The sequence below is a fragment of the Nocardia sp. NPDC004123 genome (assembly GCF_053603795.1).
This window is the reverse complement of record NZ_JBSGGG010000007.1, coordinates 72,771-89,403: the sequence shown is the minus strand read 5'-3', so window position 1 is coordinate 89,403 and position 16,633 is coordinate 72,771. Positions and strand designations below refer to the sequence as shown.

Genomic DNA, 16,633 nt, shown 5'->3' with positions numbered 1-16,633 from the left:
TCCGGCGTTGTGGCTCCGGTTGCTCCGCGGGTGCGGTAGTGGCGCGAATCACCCCGCGCTCACGCCCCGGAATACGCCCGCCACCCCCTATGTTCAAGTGGTTGCCATATCCACCAAAAATGGCAGCGACCCGAGGAGGACCCGTGCAGTTCGGAATTTTCAGCGTCGGTGACGTGACGATGGACCCCACCACCGGCCGTACCCCGACCGAGGCCGAGCGCATCCAGGCCATGGTCCGCATCGCCCTCAAGGCGGAAGAGGTCGGCCTCGACGTCTTCGCCACCGGCGAGCACCACAACCCGCCGTTCGTGCCGTCCTCACCGACCACCATGCTCGGCTACATCGCGGCACAGACCGAGAAGCTCGTGCTGTCCACCTCCACCACCCTCATCACCACCAACGATCCGGTGAAGATCGCCGAGGACTTCGCCATGCTGCAGCACCTGGCCGGCGGCCGGGTGGACCTCATGATGGGCCGCGGCAACACCGGACCCGTCTACCCGTGGTTCGGCAAGGACATTCGCGACGGCATCCCGCTCGCGGTGGAGAACTACCACCTGCTGCGCCGGCTGTGGCGCGAACAGCGGGTGGACTGGGAAGGCAAGTTCCGCACCCCGCTGCAGGGCTTCACCGCCACCCCCGCCCCGCTCGACGGCACCCCGCCGTTCGTGTGGCACGGCTCCATCCGCTCGCCCGAAATCGCCGAGCAGGCCGCCTATTACGGTGACGGCTTCTTCCACAACAACATCTTCTGGGACCAGCAGCACACCCGGCAGATGGTGAACCTGTACCGCCGCCGCTTCGAGCACTACGGGCACGGCGCCGCCGAACAGGCCATCGTCGGACTCGGCGGCCAGGTCTTCATGGCCGAGACCGAGGCCGAGGCCAAGCGGATCTTCCGCCCCTACTTCGACAATGCGCCGGTGTACGGGCACGGCCCGTCGATGGAGGACTTCACCGAACTGACCCCGCTCACCGTCGGCACGCCCGAACAGGTCATCGAGCGCACCCTGGGCTTCGCCGACAATGTCGGCGACTACCAGCGGCAGCTGTTCCTCATGGACCACGCCGGCCTCCCGCTGGACATGGTCCTCGACCAGCTCGAGATCCTCGGCAAGGAGGTCGTCCCGGTGCTGCGCAAGGAATTCGAGGCGCGCCGCCCCGCCGGAGTGCCCAGCGATCCGCCCACCCACGCGTCGCTGGTCGCCGCCGGACCGGACGCCCCGCACCACCTGGTCGAGCCCGCCCGCGAGCGCGCGCTCGCCGAAAAGAACTGAGGACGAGCATGAGTCGCAAACTCGTAGTGCTGACCGCCGGGCTCTCACAGCCCTCCTCCACCCGGCTGCTCGCCGACCAGCTCGCCGCCGCGGTCACCGCGGCGGTGGGCGGGCGCGGGGAGAGCCTCGAGGTCGAGGTCATCGAACTGCGGGAACTGGCAAGCGATCTCGCCACCACCATGACCACCGGCGGGCTGCCCACGCCCGCGGTGGCCGCGGCCCGGCAGCAGGTCTCCGACGCCGACGGCATCATCGCGGTGACACCGGTGTTCACCGCGAGCTACAGCGGCCTGTTCAAGATGTTCATCGACGTCCTCGACACCGATGCGCTCAATGGCATGCCGGTCCTGATCGCCGCCACCGCGGGCACCGCCCGGCATTCGCTGGTGCTCGATCACGCCATGCGTCCGCTGTTCACCTACCTGCGGTCCGTGGTGGTGCCGACCGGCGTCTTCGCCGCGACCGAGGACTTCGGCTCCACCGGACTGGCCGAGCGCATCCAGCGCGCGGCCGCCGAACTGGCCCAGCTCGTGGTCGCCGAACCCGCAGGCGTGCAGGGCTTTCTGCAGGACGCGCCGGTCCATCGACGCAGCTCCGGCAATGGCGTCGGCGCGGTGCGCCCGTTCAGCGAGCTGCTGGCCGGGCACGCCGGAGACGGGCGGTAGTCGCACGCCCGAGACGGGCGGTAGTCGATCGGTCGCTGGGTAGCATGAGCGAATGGCCGAGGAAATACTGCCCGCCATCCCGCTCGACTCGTGGCGGCCCACCAAGGAACTCCTGCACCGCTACGCCCAGATCATCGGAAAGGTGGCGCTGGCCAAGGGCATCAGACGCAACCACTGGTGGCACCTGACCTACCGGCTGACCGCCCGCGGCTGGACCACCGTCCCGCTCGGCACCGCCACCGAGGGCCCGGTCTTCACCTGCTCCTTCGACTTCTTCGACCACGTGCTGCGGATCTGCAACGACCGCGGCACGGAGGAAGAGGTCCCGCTCGCGGGCCAGTCGGTGGCGAGCTTCTACGTCGAGGCCATGAACGCGCTGCGCAACCTCGGCGTCGAGGTGGTCCTGGCCCACCCCACCCCCTTCGACCTGCCCGACCACGGCCGGCCCTTCGACGAGGACGAAGAACACCGCACCTACGACCCGGCCGCCGCCCGGCACGCGTTCCACGTACACAGTCAGGTCGGGCGCATCCTGGAAGAATTCAGCGCCACCTACTCCGGCAAGATCAGCCCGGTCCAGCTGTTCTGGCACACCTTCGACCTGTCCGTGCAGCGCTTCTCCGACCGCAAGATCCCGATGCCCGACAGTGTCGATCCGGTCACCCGCGAGGCGTATTCCCGGGAGGTGATCAGCGCCGGATTCTGGTTCGGCGACGACAAGACCCCCGCCCCGACCTTCTACTCCTACACCGCGCCCGAGCCCGCCGGACTCAGCGATCGGCCGCTCCGACCGGCCGAGGCCCACTGGGTGGTCTCCGGGTCCGGCCACAACGCCTACCTGCCCTACGACGACGTCCGTACCAGCGCCGACCCCGTCGGCACCGCCCTGGACTTCTTCCAATCCCAATACGCGGCCGGATCGAGTCTCGCGGGCTGGGACGCGGTCGGTCTGGCCTGCAACAATGGCATCACCGACCCCGTGCTCACCTCGCCCCGGCTGGGTTGGCCGGAATAACTCGGTGCCTCGAATCGTCTCTCCGACATAGTGTGTTGAAGAGGGAGATGCGGAGGACTCACCATGGGGAGAGGGCCCGTGAGACCTTCGCATGTGGAGAAAAGGGGTCCAGATGCGTGAGCAACGCATACCGAATCCGACGTTGACCGCGTATCGGGAAACCACCTTCACCGCCGGGCCCAGTACTCGCGTCGGTCTGATGGGCGCGCTGGTCCTGGGCAGCGTGATCCTGGTCTGGGCAGCCGAACGGGCCTCCCGCGAGGGCAATGACCACGGCTGGTTCGTGGCGGTGTCGTTCGCCGGGCTGTTCGTGGCCCGCGGGCTGTACCTGCGCCGGCCCATCACCCTGCCGCACCTCACCTACGCGGCATTGACCCTGGTGGTCTCGAACTTCAGCTATCGCACCGACCACCCGGTGGTCGGCTTCGTCTTCCTCGCCGCCAGCGGCGCCATCCTGGTACTGCCGCAGGGCAGCAAACCGCAGCCCGAGCAGCTGCCCCGGGTGGCCGAACTGGTCCGGCGCAGCCAGGGGGATCCGCTGGCCCCCTTCGCGCTGCACTCGTCCAAGACCTACTTCTTCAACGAGAACGGCTCCGCCGCTATCGCCTACCGGGCCCGGCTCGGAATGGCGGTCGTCTCCGGCGATCCGATCGGCGACCCTGGCCGGTTCCCCGAATTGCTCACCGAATTCTCGCTCTTCGCGGGCAGCCACGGCTGGCGCATCGCGGTCCTGGGCGCCAGCCCGGAGGTCACCGAGATCTGGCAGCGGCGGGCGGTGGACCATCGTGGGCTGCGCGCCATCGCCGTCGGGCGGGACGTGATCGTCGACGTCGACCGCTTCGACATGGTCGGCCGCAAGTACCGCAACCTGCGGCAGGCGGTGAGCCGCACCAAGAACTTCGGCGTCACCACCGAGATCCTCCCCGAGGTCGCACTCACCGAACCCCAGCGCGAGACGCTGCTGGCCATCGTCGACGAGTGGGGGAGCGGGCGGCAGACCCGCGGCTTCTCCATGATCCTCGACCACCTGCTCGACGGCCGGCACCCCGGCATGCTGGTGGTGATCGCCCGCGACGCCGACGGCCAGGTGATGGGATTCCAGCGCTACGGCGCCTCCGGCAACGGCCAGGACCTCAGCCTGGACGTGCCGTGGCGGCGGCGCGACGCACCCAACGGGCTCGACGAGCGCATGATCGTGGACCTGGTGGAGTACGCGCGTGAACACGGGATCAAGCGAATCTCGCTGGCCTTCGCGGCGTTTCCGGAGATCTTCGCCGACAAGCACCGGTCGCGGACCATGCAGACGGTGTATCTCGCGGTGCGGCTGGGCGATCCGCTCATCCGGCTGGAATCGCTGTACCGATTCCTGCGCAAGTTCAACGCCTTCGGCGATCAGCGCTACGTCCTGATCCGCTGGCGCGAGGTCCTGATCGCGGCGCTGGCACTACTCACCCTGGAGTTCGTCCCCCACCGCAAGCAGTATTAGCCGTCAACTCTCGTAACTCGCGCCTCCGCCTCCCCGCGGCGGGGCAAGCCCCTGAAACCCCTGGAAGTCGGGGGCGGCGTCGCCAGCGCAATTCTCACCGCAGGAAGTCGACCAGGGTGGCGGAGAAGGCCGGGTTGGCGACGGCGGCGAGGTGATCGCCGGGGACCACCACACAGGTGGCATCGGGCAGGGCGGCGGCGAGGCGTTCCGGTTCGGCCGCGAACGGATCGTTGTCGCCCGCCAGCACCAGGGTGGGAATGGTGATGCCGGACAGGGATTCGATCGGGGCTTCACGCAATCCGGCGGCGAGCATCGCGATGGCCTCGCGGTCCGCGCCCAGGGCGTCGGCCAGGATGCGGAACATGCCAGCCTGGGGGACCGCACCGGAGCCGTCGCCGGACATGGCGGTCGTGAGGTCCGTGGCATCGATGACGCGCCAATCGATTCCGCCGCAGTCCACCACGCCGCTGCCGATGCCGCCGATGGCCAGCCGCTCCACCCGCTTGTCGGCGCCCGCGACCAGCAGCGAGATGATCGCGCCCATCGAATAGCCGGCCAGCGCGACGCGATCCAGCCCGAGCTCGTCGAACAGTGCGCGCAGGTCGTCGGCCATGGCCTGCCACGAGTAGCGGGCCGGGTCGTGCGGCTTCTCGGAGCGGCCGTGGCCGCGCGCGTCCAGCGAGATGACGTGACGGCCCGCCCGCTGCAGCGCCGAGACCACACCCACGCTCATCCAATTGGCATTGGTGTCGGCCACGATTCCGTGCTGCAGCACCACCGGAACGCCCTCGCCCTCCCACACGCGGTAGTTGAGCTCCAAGCCGTCCCAGGTGGTGAATTTCGCCATGGCCGCGATGCTATCGGTGCGATTCGATCATGCGACAGTCTTCGCGCCGATTGCCCGCGGTCCTGGCAAATCCGCGCCATGATCGCGCGCGACAGCAGCGGCATCACCAATCCCAGTACCCGCCAGGGCCATTCGGTCACCCGAACGAGCCCGTACTGGGCCGTGCGGGCTGCAGATGCCAGGCCCCGCAGTTCTCGGTCGAGAACCCCACATCGGTCGCCTTGATCTCCACTGTGATCGGCTTCGTCCGGGTGAAGTCGCTGGCGATGATGTAGTAGTTCGGGTCCGGGTAGTCGCCCGGCTGCTGGACCTTCCACAGCCGCCGCCAGAAGCACGCGCCGGCGCCCGGATCCGGCGTCCCGTCGCCGATATACGTGCCCGGCTCGATATCCACATTGACCAGATACGTCCCGTCCACCGTGATATCGGTGGCCGGTTCGGCCGCCGCAATTCCGGTTGCGGTAATTGTCAGCGCGGAAGCGAATGCTCCCGCGACCACGAGCGCGCCTGCACGCACGGTGTTCCTCCCTGAGCAGCTCACTGCACCGCACGGTTCCCGGCGTGCGGTGTCGGGAGAGATCCCCGCATCTCCCGGGGGAGGGTCTATCAGAAATTCCGGTCTGTTTTCGGGAAATCGGTTGGTTTCGGGGAATTCACAAACTTGAGCGATGCTCTTTCGGCTCCCGCGACGATATTCAAACATGGGAAGTCTTCGCCCGGTCAGTACCGGCTGCGCCGACCACTGCGCCCGGCTGTGCACCGACGCAGGTCTGGCGGCCGTCCTGGCCACCGACCGCGGCCTGCTGCACTGGCGGGCCATGAGCCGCCTCGGCGACCCGGGCCTCGCCGAACACGCCGTGCAGGAGACCCTGCTGCGGGCGTGGCGCGCCTGCGCCAGCTACGACCCGGATCGGGGCAGCGTGCGCACCTGGCTGCTCACCATCGAACGCAATGTGCTCACCGATACCGCCCGCTTCCGGGCTGCCCGTCCCGGTGACAGCAGCTGGGACCAGATCGGGGAGCAGGCGGAGAGCCGCTGCGCCCGCCCCGACTTCACCGAGGCGCTGGCCGACGGGCTGCTGGTCGCCGACCTGCTGGACCAGCTGCCGCCGCCGCAGCGCGACGCCATTGTGCAGGTGATCCTGCGTGATCGTGCCTACCAGGATGTGGCCGCCGACCTGGGCATACCGGTCGGCACCGTCAAGACCCGGGTGCACTACGCCCTGCGCTCGCTGCGCCGATTGCCGATCAGCGCGTGACCCGACGCCGGAGGATGTAGTTTCCCGGGGGCCGCAGGCATGTCGCGGATAGGTGAACCTACAGACCCCCTCCGCACGTCGAACAAGCAGCGGCCGATCCACATCGGCTCGGCCCCGAGCGAGGAGTTACCGATGACCGACACCACCCCGGCTCCCGGCGGGTTCCGCATGGACCGCCGGACCGCCCTGGCCACCACCGCGGTCGCCGCGACCGCGCTCACCGTGGCCGGTTGCAGCAGCACCTCCGACAAATCGGCCTCGGCGGCACCCAATCCGGCCCCCGCCGAGAACGATCCGGCCGCCGCCAAGAAACAGGGCAATGTCCTGGCCAGTACCAGCGACGTTCCGGTCGGCGGCGGCATCATCAGCGGTGACACCGTGATCACCCAGCCCGTCGCCGGCACCTTCGACGGGTTCTCGTCCACCTGTACCCACCTGGGCTGCAAGGTGAATGCCGTCGAGGGCGGCCTGATCAAGTGCCCGTGCCACGGCAGCACATTCAACCTGGACGGCACGGTCGCCGGTGGTCCCGCGCCGCGCGCGCTGGACCCCAGGGCCATCCGCGTCGACGGGGATCAGATCGTCTCGGCCTGACACCACCCGTCACCGAGCTGGACCCCGGGGAGGGCGTCGAGCCGCCCCGAGCTCGGCTCGGGCGTGTCGAGCCACCTGCTCTCAGCGCCGACCTGACCGCCCCCGCACGCCTCGCGCTGCGGGGGCGGATTCCGTCCGGGCGCGTCGCCCGGGTGGGGGCTGCGAAGTGCGGGATAGTGGGCGCAGTGGTCTTTTGCCCATTGCGGCCGGTTGCGCCCAGGACGGCGATTTCGGACGCCTGACCACTGGTAACGGTTCCATCACGAAGCTTGCCAGAAAGTAACTGGTGTTGCCAGAGTGAACAGCTGGGTCTGGTGTTACTAGTGGGAAGGGAGGGGCGCTCCGCCCCGAGCGCCGTCCGCTTATGAAGCCAAGCATCACTAAGGCCGGAATCTGCACCGCCGTCACCGCCGCGGCGATCACCACCGTGGCCGGGATCGTCCCGGTCGCCGCCCTGGCCGCGCCCGCGCTGCCGGAGCTGCCCCAGAAGCTCGCCGGGAAGACCATCTTCCTGGACCCGGGCCATCAGGGCGACAATCACACTCAGGATGAGAACAAACAGGTCAGCGATGGTCGCGGTGGCACCAAGGCGTGCCAGACCACCGGCATGACCAGCCTGCACGGCATCGCCGAGCACACCATCAACTGGAATGTCGCGCAGCTGGTGCGCACCTCGCTCGAGGGCCTGGGCGCGCACGTCGTGATGAGTCGCCCCGACGACACCGGCTGGGGCGGCTGCATCGACGATCGGGCCAAGGCCGCCAATGCCTCCGGCGCCGATATCGCCCTCAGCATCCACGCCGACAGCGGTCCCGCCGACGGGCACGGCTTCCACCTCATCGTGCCGGCGCTGCCCGTCGCCGACGCCAAGGTCAGCGAGGTGCAGGGCGGCGCCGGGCTGACCGCGAGCAAGGCCATGCGAGATGCCTACGTGCAGAGCGGGTATCAGGTCGCCACCTACAACGGGGCGGTCGACGGACTCCAGACCCGCTCCGACATTGCCGGGCCCGCGCTGACCGCCGTGCCGGACGTATTCCTCGAAATGGGCAACGGCGCCAATGTCGAGGACGCGCAGCAGCTGGAATCCCCCGAGGGGCAGCTCAAGCACGCTGTCACCATCACCACCGGGATCGCGTCCTACCTGCTCGGCGTGCCGGTGCCTGCCGACACCGGGCTGGCGTCCGAGCCGGGAACACAACCGGGACAACAGGTTCCGGCGCAGCCCGCCGAGCCGCAGCCGCAGCCCGCGCAGGCCCCCGTCCCGGCGCCGCAGGCCGGCGCTCCTGTCGATCCGAATCCGGCTGCGGCACACCAGAATCCTGCCGCGGCGCAGACACCGCAGGCGGCGGTGCCGCAGGCGCAGCCGGCCGTGGTGCCGGCGCAGGCGCCCCAGGCCGCCGTTCCGGCGACGCCGGCCCAGCCTGGGCAGACTCCGGCCCAGGTGGGACCGGCCCCGGTGCAACCGGAGCCGACGCCTGCTCAGCAGGGGCAGACATCGACGTTCCCGGCGCAGCTTCCCGGGTATACGGCGGCTCCCGCACCGTTGCAACTGAATCCGGCTCCGGCGCCACAGAATTCGGCTCCGGCGCAGCAGCCGGGTGAAGCGGCGCTCGAGGGGAGTCTGCAGGTCGCCCAGCAGCTCGCCGATCAGTTCCTGAAGACCTGGCTGCAGTCGCAGACGCCGGGTACCCAGCCGCAGACCGCGCCGCAGCCGGGCACGCCGCCGCAGACCGGCGCCCAGCCGCCGGCGGCGCAGCCCGCACCGCCGGCGCAGACCAAGCCCGTCGCGCGGCCGATCGCGGATCAGCGTGCGCCGCAACGGCAATCGCCGGGCACTACGGGCGGTCAGGGGACTCCGGCCACGCCGGCCGTCCCGGGTACGCAGTCGACCCCGGGCGTGCAGGCCCCGGGTGCGCAGGTTCCGGGCGCACCGGCCCCGGCGACCGACAAGAATTCCAAAACCACTCGGCTGAACGGGATTTCCGTGAATTCGCTGCTGCAGCTGGCCGTCAAGTTCCTGGGCCCGCTCGCCAAGATGCTCACGGGCGATTCCGGTCTCGCTTCCGACGCGGTCAACCTGGCCTACAGCCTGGTCTCGGTGCTGAGCAGCACGTTGCTGAGCACGGCCACCAAGTAGTCCGCATCAGTGCGGTACGAATCGCCCCCGCTCCGAATCCTCCGGAGCGGGGGCGATTTCGTCCACATCGGCCCCATTCGAACCGCTCGGCATCCGGTTTCCCGTATCGGGCGGACAGCCGACATCGGGCAAACATTCCGCGATCCGAACGCGCGTGGGCGCCTCGCCATCGACTGCCTGGACAGCGTGGTCGTGGCAGCTCACCGGCGCACGAGCGGACAACCTCGTGTCCGGTGGTTGGCAAGCATCCGGCGCAGGAGTTGCATGAATTCGGGTCGGGTCGGACGGCCGGCGTAGTCGACTCATCGATCGAGGTGGATCATGGCGCTCGGTGTGGGTTTGAGTATCGGCACGGTGAATACGGTCTGCTCCACGGCGGCGGATCGATCCGGAAAGCTTCCGCACGGCCGTCGGGGTGCGCCTCCGGCCACCTGGCGCACCACCCTCACCTTCGACAGTTCGGGCAGCGCCCGGGTCGGCCGCATTCCCCGGCACGGGCGGGTCATCACCGAATTCGCGGACCTCACCCAGCGGGAGGCTCCGGTCGCGCGGGTCGGGCATCGGGCGCTGTCGGCCGCGGATCTGGTGGCGACGGTGGCCTACAGCGTGGTGGCCGAGGTGCTGGGGCAGGCGCCGGCGGGACCGCTGGGCGCCGGTGACACGGGAATCGCGGTGACCCATCCGGCCGGATACCCCGCCGCCCTGGTGGCCGAGCTGCGCACCGCTCTCGACGGCGTCGGCCTCACCCGGGCCACCCTGCTGGCCGAGCCGATCGCCGCCGCGTCCTGGCTGGCTGCCGAACGGGGGCCGCTCACACCGGGTTTGGCGCTGGTCTACGACCTCGGCGGGTCCGGGCTGGATGTCACGCTGCTGCGGGTGGGCATCGGCGCGCCGAGCAATCCCATCGTCGGATCGTCGCTGCACTCGGTCGAATACGGGGGCCGGGCCTTCGGGGACCTGGTGGCGTGCACGCTGCGGCGCACGGCCGGATCGCAGGTGGTGCCGCGCGGGCTCTCGGACGCCGATTCGGGCGAGTTGCGCAGCGAGCACATTCGCCGTTCGCTGGCGCTGGTCTACCGCTGCCTGCGCATCGCGGACGTCACCATGGCCGATGTGGATCGGATCCTGGTGGTCGGCGGCGCGGCGCGCCCGCCGGAGGTGGCGCAGGTGCTCGCCGAGGAGCTGGCGCGTCCGGTGACGGTGGCCTCCGATCCGGAGCGCACGATCGCCGATGGCGCTGCCATCGCGGCCCGGCAGGCGCTGATCGCCCAGGATTCGCGGAGCCATCGGCCTCGTTCGCTGATGGGTCTGTTCCGGCGCGTCACCAGGGTGGCAGCGCTCTGAAGTGATCATTTGTCCTGCTACTCGCCGGTTCGCCGCGGCCTCGCCTGCTGATCGGCGCTAACTCGTGCAAGCATCGTGCGAACGGGCTGTTGACGCCTCTCCTGTTTGGTGTAACTATGGGGTACACATAACGCCACTGACTGGAGAGGTGACGACGATGTCTCCGACCACGACCCCCCTTGACGACCCCGTGGTTGCCGAAGCTCAGGAGTATGCCAACAAGCTGCTGCTGCTCTCGGAAGGGTCGGTGAACAAGCACTTCGACCCCTACGAGGACATCGACTGGGACAACCCCGACTTCGACGCCAACGCCCGCCCCGAGCGCTGGATCCTGCCGGAGTCCGCGGACCCCCTCGGCCGCCACGACTGGTACCAGTCGCTCCCGGTGGAGCAACAGATCGAGGTGGGCAAGTACCGGCAGGCCAATATCGCCAAGGTCGGCCTGCAGTTCGAGTCCATCCTGATCAGCGGCATGGTGAACCACACCTTCTCGCTGCCCAACGGTGACGCGGAGTTCCGCTACTGCACCCACGAGATGGCCGAGGAACTCAACCACACCCTGATGTTCCAGGAGATGGTGAACCGCATCGGCGTGGACGTCCCGGGCATGGGCCCGCTCGTCCGGCAGCTGCGCCTGTTCGGCGTGCCGGTCGCCATCGCGTTCCCCAACCTGTTCTTCATGGCCGTGCTCGCCGGCGAGGAGCCGATCGACCACATCCAGAAGCAGATCCTCCGCTCGGGTGAGGAGGTGCACCCGATCATGCGCGGCGTCATGAGCATTCACGTCGCCGAGGAGGCGCGCCACATCTCCTTCGCGCACGAGTTCCTCAAGCACCACGTGCCGGAGCAGAACGCGGCCAACCGCTTCATCCTCTCGATCGCCATGCCGATCGTCATGTTCATCCTGGGCCGCTCCATCGCGACCCCGCCGAAGAAGTTCTTCCAGGAGTTCGACATTCCGGAGCAGGTGCGCAAGGAGCTGTTCTACGGCTCCAAGGAGGCCAAGCAGGTCTTCAGCGACTACTTCATCGACGTCCGCGCGCTGGCCCACGAGATCGGCCTGATGAACCCGATCTCCAAGCGGGTCTGGAAGCTGCTCGGCATCGACGGCGCGGCCTCGCGCTACCGCTCGGAGCCGATCCGCTCCGGCAAGGCCGCGTAGGGGAGGGGGACGTACAGTGCCGTACGTTGTCACCCAATCCTGTTGCAGCGACGCGTCCTGCGTCTACGCCTGCCCGGTCAACTGCATCCACCCGACCCCGGACGAGCCGGACTTCCTGACCGCGGAAATGCTCTACGTCGACCCGCAGGCCTGCGTGGACTGCGGGGCGTGCGCCACCGCGTGCCCGGTGGACGCCATCACATCGTCGAAGAAGCTGACTTCCGAGCAGCTGCCGTTCATCGAGATCAATGCCGACTTCTACCGGCAGGAGCGGCCGCGGCCGCTGCTGGCGCAGCCGATTCCGGCCGCGGAGGTCAAGCCCGGGCGGGAGCCGCTGCGGGTGGCCGTCATCGGCTCCGGGCCTTCGGCCATGTACGCGGCCGACGAACTGCTCACGCAGCCAGGTGTTTCCGTGACCGTGTTCGACAAGGTGACCACGCCCTACGGCCTGGCCCGCTTCGGTGTCGCGCCCGATCACACCAAGACTCGCAGGGTCGGTGACCTCTTCGACGTGATCTCGGCGCAGCCGGGCTTCGGGTCCTACCTGAATGTGAATGTGGGACAGCATGTCTCGCATGAGGAACTGCTGGCGCACCACCACGCGGTGATCTATGCGGTCGGTGCGTCCTCGGACCGCAAGCTCGGGATTCCGGGGGAGGGGCTGCCGGGCAGTACCTCCGCCACCGACTTCGTGGCCTGGTACAACGGGCACCCGGATCAGGCGGGCCGGTTCTTCGACCTGTCGCACCGGCGCGCGGTGATCGTGGGCAACGGCAATGTGGCGCTGGACGTTGCGCGGATTCTGACCGCCGATCCGGAACTGCTGGTCGGCACCGATGTCTCGCAGCGGGCGCTGAATGCCCTGCGGCGCAGCACTATCGAGGAGGTAGTGATCCTCGGGCGACGCGGTCCGGCCGAATCCGCCTTCACCGTACCGGAATTCGTGGGCCTGCTGGGCGCGGACGTCGACATCGTGGTCGAGGGTGAGATTCCCGAGATCGTCGAGGGCATGTCGCAGAAGGTAGAGCACAAGCTGAAGCTGTTGCGCGACTTGCCCGATCGGCCCGTGGGCGGTCGCAAGCGTATCGTCTTCCGGTACCTGTCGGCGCCGGTCGCGATCGCGGGCATGGACCGCGTGACCGGGGTCGAGGTGGTGTGCAACGAGCTCGTCACCGGCGATGACGGTGCGGTGCACGCGGTCCCGACCGGGGAGATCGAAACCCTCGACGCCGGACTGGTGCTGACCTCGGTGGGCTACCGGGGTGTGGCCCTGCCGGGCGTGCCGTTCGACGAGCGGGCCGGGGTCATCCCGAATCTGGACGGCCGGGTGCTCGAGGAGTCCGGCGGCTCGGTGGTGCCGGGTGCCTATGTCACCGGCTGGATCAAGCGTGGTCCGACCGGGTTCATCGGCACCAACAAGTCCTGCGCGCAGCAGACCGTGCGTCAGCTGGTGGACGACTTCAATGCCGGCCGCCTGGCGCAACCGGCGTACAGCGCAGGCGATTTCGACCGATTGGTCGGTGATCGTCAACCGCACGCCATCCGTGGCGGCGCGGTCAACCGCCCCCGTCGCAGGCTTTCCCTGATGGTGCGCCGCTGACCCACCTCTGTCAGCGCCGCCCATGAAAGCCGTCGCATGCCAACCCCCTGCGCGTGCGGCGGCTTTCGCCGTTTCGTCCCTTTTGTGGCCGGTCTTTCCCTGCCTCGGTGGGCTTCTCGTATGACGGTTGATGACTTTTTGTGCTGGGCACCGTATTCGGTCGCGCTTCGGCTGCGAATTTTCGGGGGCGGTGCGGAGGCACTGTACCGATGTTGTTGTGCGAGTTGTAATGCTGTGTTTGCTCGCTGCGACGTCTGCGGTAGTAGAGAAGATTTCAGTGCGAATCACGGACGGTGAAGCGGCTCGCGTGGGGTAATCCGAGGCAGCTACCGGCCAGTGATCGGTAGTCCACACGCCCGTACTGAGACTGCGGTCTGATTTTTCGGACACTCTTCGCCTACCGGTCGGTATGAATTATTTGTTCGCTGAGTTGTAGCTGTTGAGGAAGACTGTTCGGTTGCTTTCATTGCGCAGTTGGATTCGATCTTGTTCGGACGGTTGCATGACCAGTAGATTCGCTATCTTCGCTACTGGACGCGAAATCTTTTCTCCCAATCCGATATTCGAGTACCGCAAACGACAGCTAACCTGAACGCGCTGTTTGGAAAACGACCGCGACCACATGGTTGGTACGCCCGTGGGCCGTGGTCTCGGTGCGTTGACGGGATGGCAATGACAGTTGGCTTTGGCATGAGCATCGGCACAGTGAACTCCGTCTGGGCGACCACGGCCGGTGATCGGAACCGGCCCGCGGTGCGTGTTCGCCGGACCGCAGTCACCTTCGACAGCGCCGGCGGCCCGCAGATCGGGGGCATTCCCCACTTCGTCCCGGTGGTCACCGACTTCGCCGATCTCACCAGCGAGCCGGACCCGGTGGTCATCGGCGGTCGCATCTGGTCCCCAGCGGACCTGGTGGCGGCCGTGGTGAACGGTCTCATCGAGACCAACGCCCCCGAGGCCCCCGCCGTAACCACCTATCCCGCTTGCTATTCGGACAAACACGTCACGCGATTGCGGCGGGCACTGGACTGGTCCGGCGCCGCCGACGTCATGCTGATGCCCGAGCCGGTGGCGGCGGTCGAATGGCTCGACGAGGAATACGGCCTCTCCGAATCCGGGCTCACCCTGGTCTACGACCTCGGCGGGAACGCCCTGGACGTCGCTGTCGTGCGCACCGAGTCCGATCGCGACGAACGCGGCATCCTCGGGCGGGCCGAACGTTCGTATGACTACGGCGGACGGCCGCTGGGCACCCTGCTGGCCCGCTACGCGCGCAGCATCGCGCCCGGCTCGACGCAGCCGGTCTCGGCCGTGGTACCCGCCTCCGACACGAATCGCCTGCGCAGCTGGCACATTCGCAATTCGCTACGGTTGGTGCGTTCGGTCGTGCACCGGGCCGGGCTGCACATGGAGGAGATCGACCGGGTCCTGCTGATCGGCGGCGCGGCCCGCCCCGCCGAGGTGGCCCGCGTGCTGTCGGACCTGGGTCGCCCGGTCGTCATGTCGCCCGATCCGGCCAATACCGTGGCGGTGGGTGCGTCCATCGCGGCCTTTCACAGCGCGGATACCGGCTCGGCCATCGCCCGATACGCCCCCCGCGCTGCCGTGATCTCCGGCGCCGCAGTGGCTTCCGCGCTCGCCATGTCCGCCGCCACCGTGCTCGGCGGGCCCGTCGCCGGACCGCCCGGACTCCAGGCCGCCCCCGAACCCGCCGAGCCGTCCGGCGGGACCGCGCCCCTCGGCACCCACGATGTCATCGTCCTCGACGATGCCGGCGCGCCCCCCGGCACCGGTACCCACGCCATCGCCACCGTGGCAGCCGTCCGTGCCCACTCCCCGCTGGCCCCGACCGTCACCCCCACCTGGGTCGCCGGCCAACCCGTCGACTCCACCGGCGGCGGCACCCACTGCGAAACCCGCACTGTCACAGGCACGGTCAGCACCTACGGCAACCCGGCGCAGTTCACCAACCCCCTCCCGTTCCAGAACCCCGCCCTCGGCGGCTGGACCGTCGGCTTGTACTCCGGCCACGTCCCCAAGGTCAGCATCCCCGGCACCCTCCCCGGCGGAACCATCCCCGGCGCAACGCAACCCGGAACCCAACCCGGCACGGGCCAGCCCGGTACCGGTCAGCCCGGCGCGGGCCAACCCGGCAGTGGCCAGCCCGGCACCGGTCAACCCGGCACCGGTCGACCCGGCGCAGGCCAGCCTGGTGGCACAACTCCCGGAAGTACTTCGGGCGGAACCCAACCCGGCACCACAGGTGGAACGCCCGGAGACGGAACCGCGGGCGGTTCGAACCCAGGCGGTTCCACCCCGGGCACCTCCACCGGCGGAACCAACACCGGCGGAAATCCCGGCACCTCGACCCCCGGCAGCGGCACCCCAGCAGGCGGTGGCGGCAGCACTCCGGGCGGCGCAACCGGCGACCCGGCGGGAGCAAACAGGGGCAGTTCTCCGGGCGGTTCCAACCCTGGTGGTTCCAACCCTGGCGGCTCGCACCCGGGTGGTTCGAACCCGGGTGGTTCAAACCTTGGCGGCTTGAACCCGGGCGGCTCCAACCCCGGCGGCTCCAACCCCGGCGGCTCGAAGCCCGGCGGAACCGGAACGGGCGCAACCTCTCCCGGAGGCTCGACCCCCGGTGGCGGTTCCCCTGGCTCGATCGGCGGCGGCACCCATACCGGCGGCGCCAACACCGGCGGCAACGCCTCAGGCGGCGGCTTCCCCAAGGGTGGCGGCCTCGGCGGCGGCATGGGCAGCCCCGGCGGCAGCCACGGCGGTATGGGTGGCGGCGGGATGGGCGGCGGCGGAGGCATGGGCGGCGGTATGGGTGGCGGCGGAGGCATGGGCGGCGGTATGGGTGGCGGCGGAGGCATGGGCGGCGGTATGGGTGGCGGTGGCAAGGGCGGAGGTGGCGGCGGTGGCCACCACTGATCCCCTGCGGCACTGCGCATCCCGTCGGCCGGGCTCGTCCGGCCGTACCGCCGATCCGGCCGCGGCGGTCCAGGCGACACTGATCTTCGGTGAGCGCCTGCATCGTTCGGACGCCGGACCTGTCGTGGCCACCACTGATTCCCCGCGGCACTGTGCATCCCGTCGGCCGGGGTCGTTCGGCCGCACCGCGGATCCCGCCGCGACGGTCCTGGTCGCATGGATCTTTGCCGGGCGCCCGCATCGTTCGGATGCCGGACCTGTAGTGGCCTCGATTCGTTGTGGGCGAGGGCCTTTCGGCGAATCCCCCATCGGG

At 69.0% G+C, this 16,633-nt stretch carries 13 protein-coding genes; 11 read left to right on the top strand and 2 right to left on the bottom strand.

All coding sequences use genetic code 11. The features are described from left to right. The first annotated feature begins 143 nt into the window (after positions 1-143). The 4 genes from ACWEQQ_RS11820 to ACWEQQ_RS11805 all read left to right on the top strand — a co-directional run bounded on the left by ACWEQQ_RS11820 (position 144) and on the right by ACWEQQ_RS11805 (position 4,443). On the top strand, positions 144-1,277 hold the full coding sequence (locus ACWEQQ_RS11820; RefSeq protein WP_452348183.1) for an LLM class flavin-dependent oxidoreductase: 1,134 nt from the start codon (positions 144-146) through the stop codon (positions 1,275-1,277). 8 nt (positions 1,278-1,285) lie between these two features. Then, positions 1,286-1,942 (top strand): FMN reductase, encoded by a 657-nt coding sequence (locus ACWEQQ_RS11815; protein WP_452348182.1) that lies wholly within the window; start codon positions 1,286-1,288, stop codon positions 1,940-1,942. Between the two features lie 52 nt (positions 1,943-1,994). Continuing rightward, positions 1,995-2,957 (top strand): DUF5996 family protein, encoded by a 963-nt coding sequence (locus ACWEQQ_RS11810; protein WP_452341318.1) that lies wholly within the window; start codon positions 1,995-1,997, stop codon positions 2,955-2,957. A gap of 112 nt (positions 2,958-3,069) precedes the next feature. Then, positions 3,070-4,443 carry a bifunctional lysylphosphatidylglycerol flippase/synthetase MprF gene (locus ACWEQQ_RS11805; RefSeq protein WP_452348181.1) on the top strand — a complete coding sequence of 458 codons (1,374 nt, stop codon included), beginning with the start codon at positions 3,070-3,072 and terminating at the stop codon, positions 4,441-4,443. Between the two features lie 94 nt (positions 4,444-4,537). On the opposite strand, the gene ACWEQQ_RS11800 is transcribed toward ACWEQQ_RS11805, so the two are convergent. Then, a complete protein-coding gene (locus tag ACWEQQ_RS11800) occupies positions 4,538-5,290 on the bottom strand; it encodes an alpha/beta fold hydrolase (RefSeq protein ID WP_452348180.1) in 753 nt (250 codons plus the stop codon). Between the two features lie 136 nt (positions 5,291-5,426). Then, entirely contained in the window at positions 5,427-5,807 is a 381-nt protein-coding gene (locus ACWEQQ_RS11795) for a hypothetical protein (RefSeq protein ID WP_452348179.1), read from the bottom strand. A 184-nt stretch (positions 5,808-5,991) separates the two neighbouring features. Here ACWEQQ_RS11795 and ACWEQQ_RS11790 point away from each other — a divergent pair, with 184 nt between their 5' ends. From ACWEQQ_RS11790 to ACWEQQ_RS11760, 7 genes are all read left to right on the top strand, one after another. Further along, positions 5,992-6,549, top strand: a complete 558-nt coding sequence (locus tag ACWEQQ_RS11790; RefSeq protein WP_452341322.1) for a sigma-70 family RNA polymerase sigma factor — start codon at positions 5,992-5,994, stop codon at positions 6,547-6,549. Between the two features lie 132 nt (positions 6,550-6,681). Next, complete coding sequence (locus ACWEQQ_RS11785) at positions 6,682-7,143, top strand: QcrA and Rieske domain-containing protein (RefSeq protein WP_452348178.1); 462 nt, start codon at positions 6,682-6,684, stop codon at positions 7,141-7,143. A gap of 364 nt (positions 7,144-7,507) precedes the next feature. Further along, positions 7,508-9,280, top strand: coding sequence for an N-acetylmuramoyl-L-alanine amidase (locus tag ACWEQQ_RS11780; RefSeq protein ID WP_452348177.1), 1,773 nt, complete (start codon positions 7,508-7,510; stop codon positions 9,278-9,280). Positions 9,281-9,601: 321 nt separating this feature from the next. Continuing rightward, positions 9,602-10,624, top strand: a complete 1,023-nt coding sequence (locus ACWEQQ_RS11775; protein ID WP_452348176.1) for an Hsp70 family protein — start codon at positions 9,602-9,604, stop codon at positions 10,622-10,624. 157 nt (positions 10,625-10,781) lie between these two features. Beyond that, positions 10,782-11,786 (top strand): AurF N-oxygenase family protein, encoded by a 1,005-nt coding sequence (locus tag ACWEQQ_RS11770; protein ID WP_452348175.1) that lies wholly within the window; start codon positions 10,782-10,784, stop codon positions 11,784-11,786. A gap of 16 nt (positions 11,787-11,802) precedes the next feature. Further along, complete coding sequence (locus ACWEQQ_RS11765; protein WP_452348174.1) at positions 11,803-13,386, top strand: FAD-dependent oxidoreductase; 1,584 nt, start codon at positions 11,803-11,805, stop codon at positions 13,384-13,386. A gap of 690 nt (positions 13,387-14,076) precedes the next feature. Further along, on the top strand, positions 14,077-16,320 hold the full coding sequence (locus ACWEQQ_RS11760; protein ID WP_452348173.1) for an Hsp70 family protein: 2,244 nt from the start codon (positions 14,077-14,079) through the stop codon (positions 16,318-16,320). Positions 16,321-16,633 lie beyond the last annotated feature (313 nt).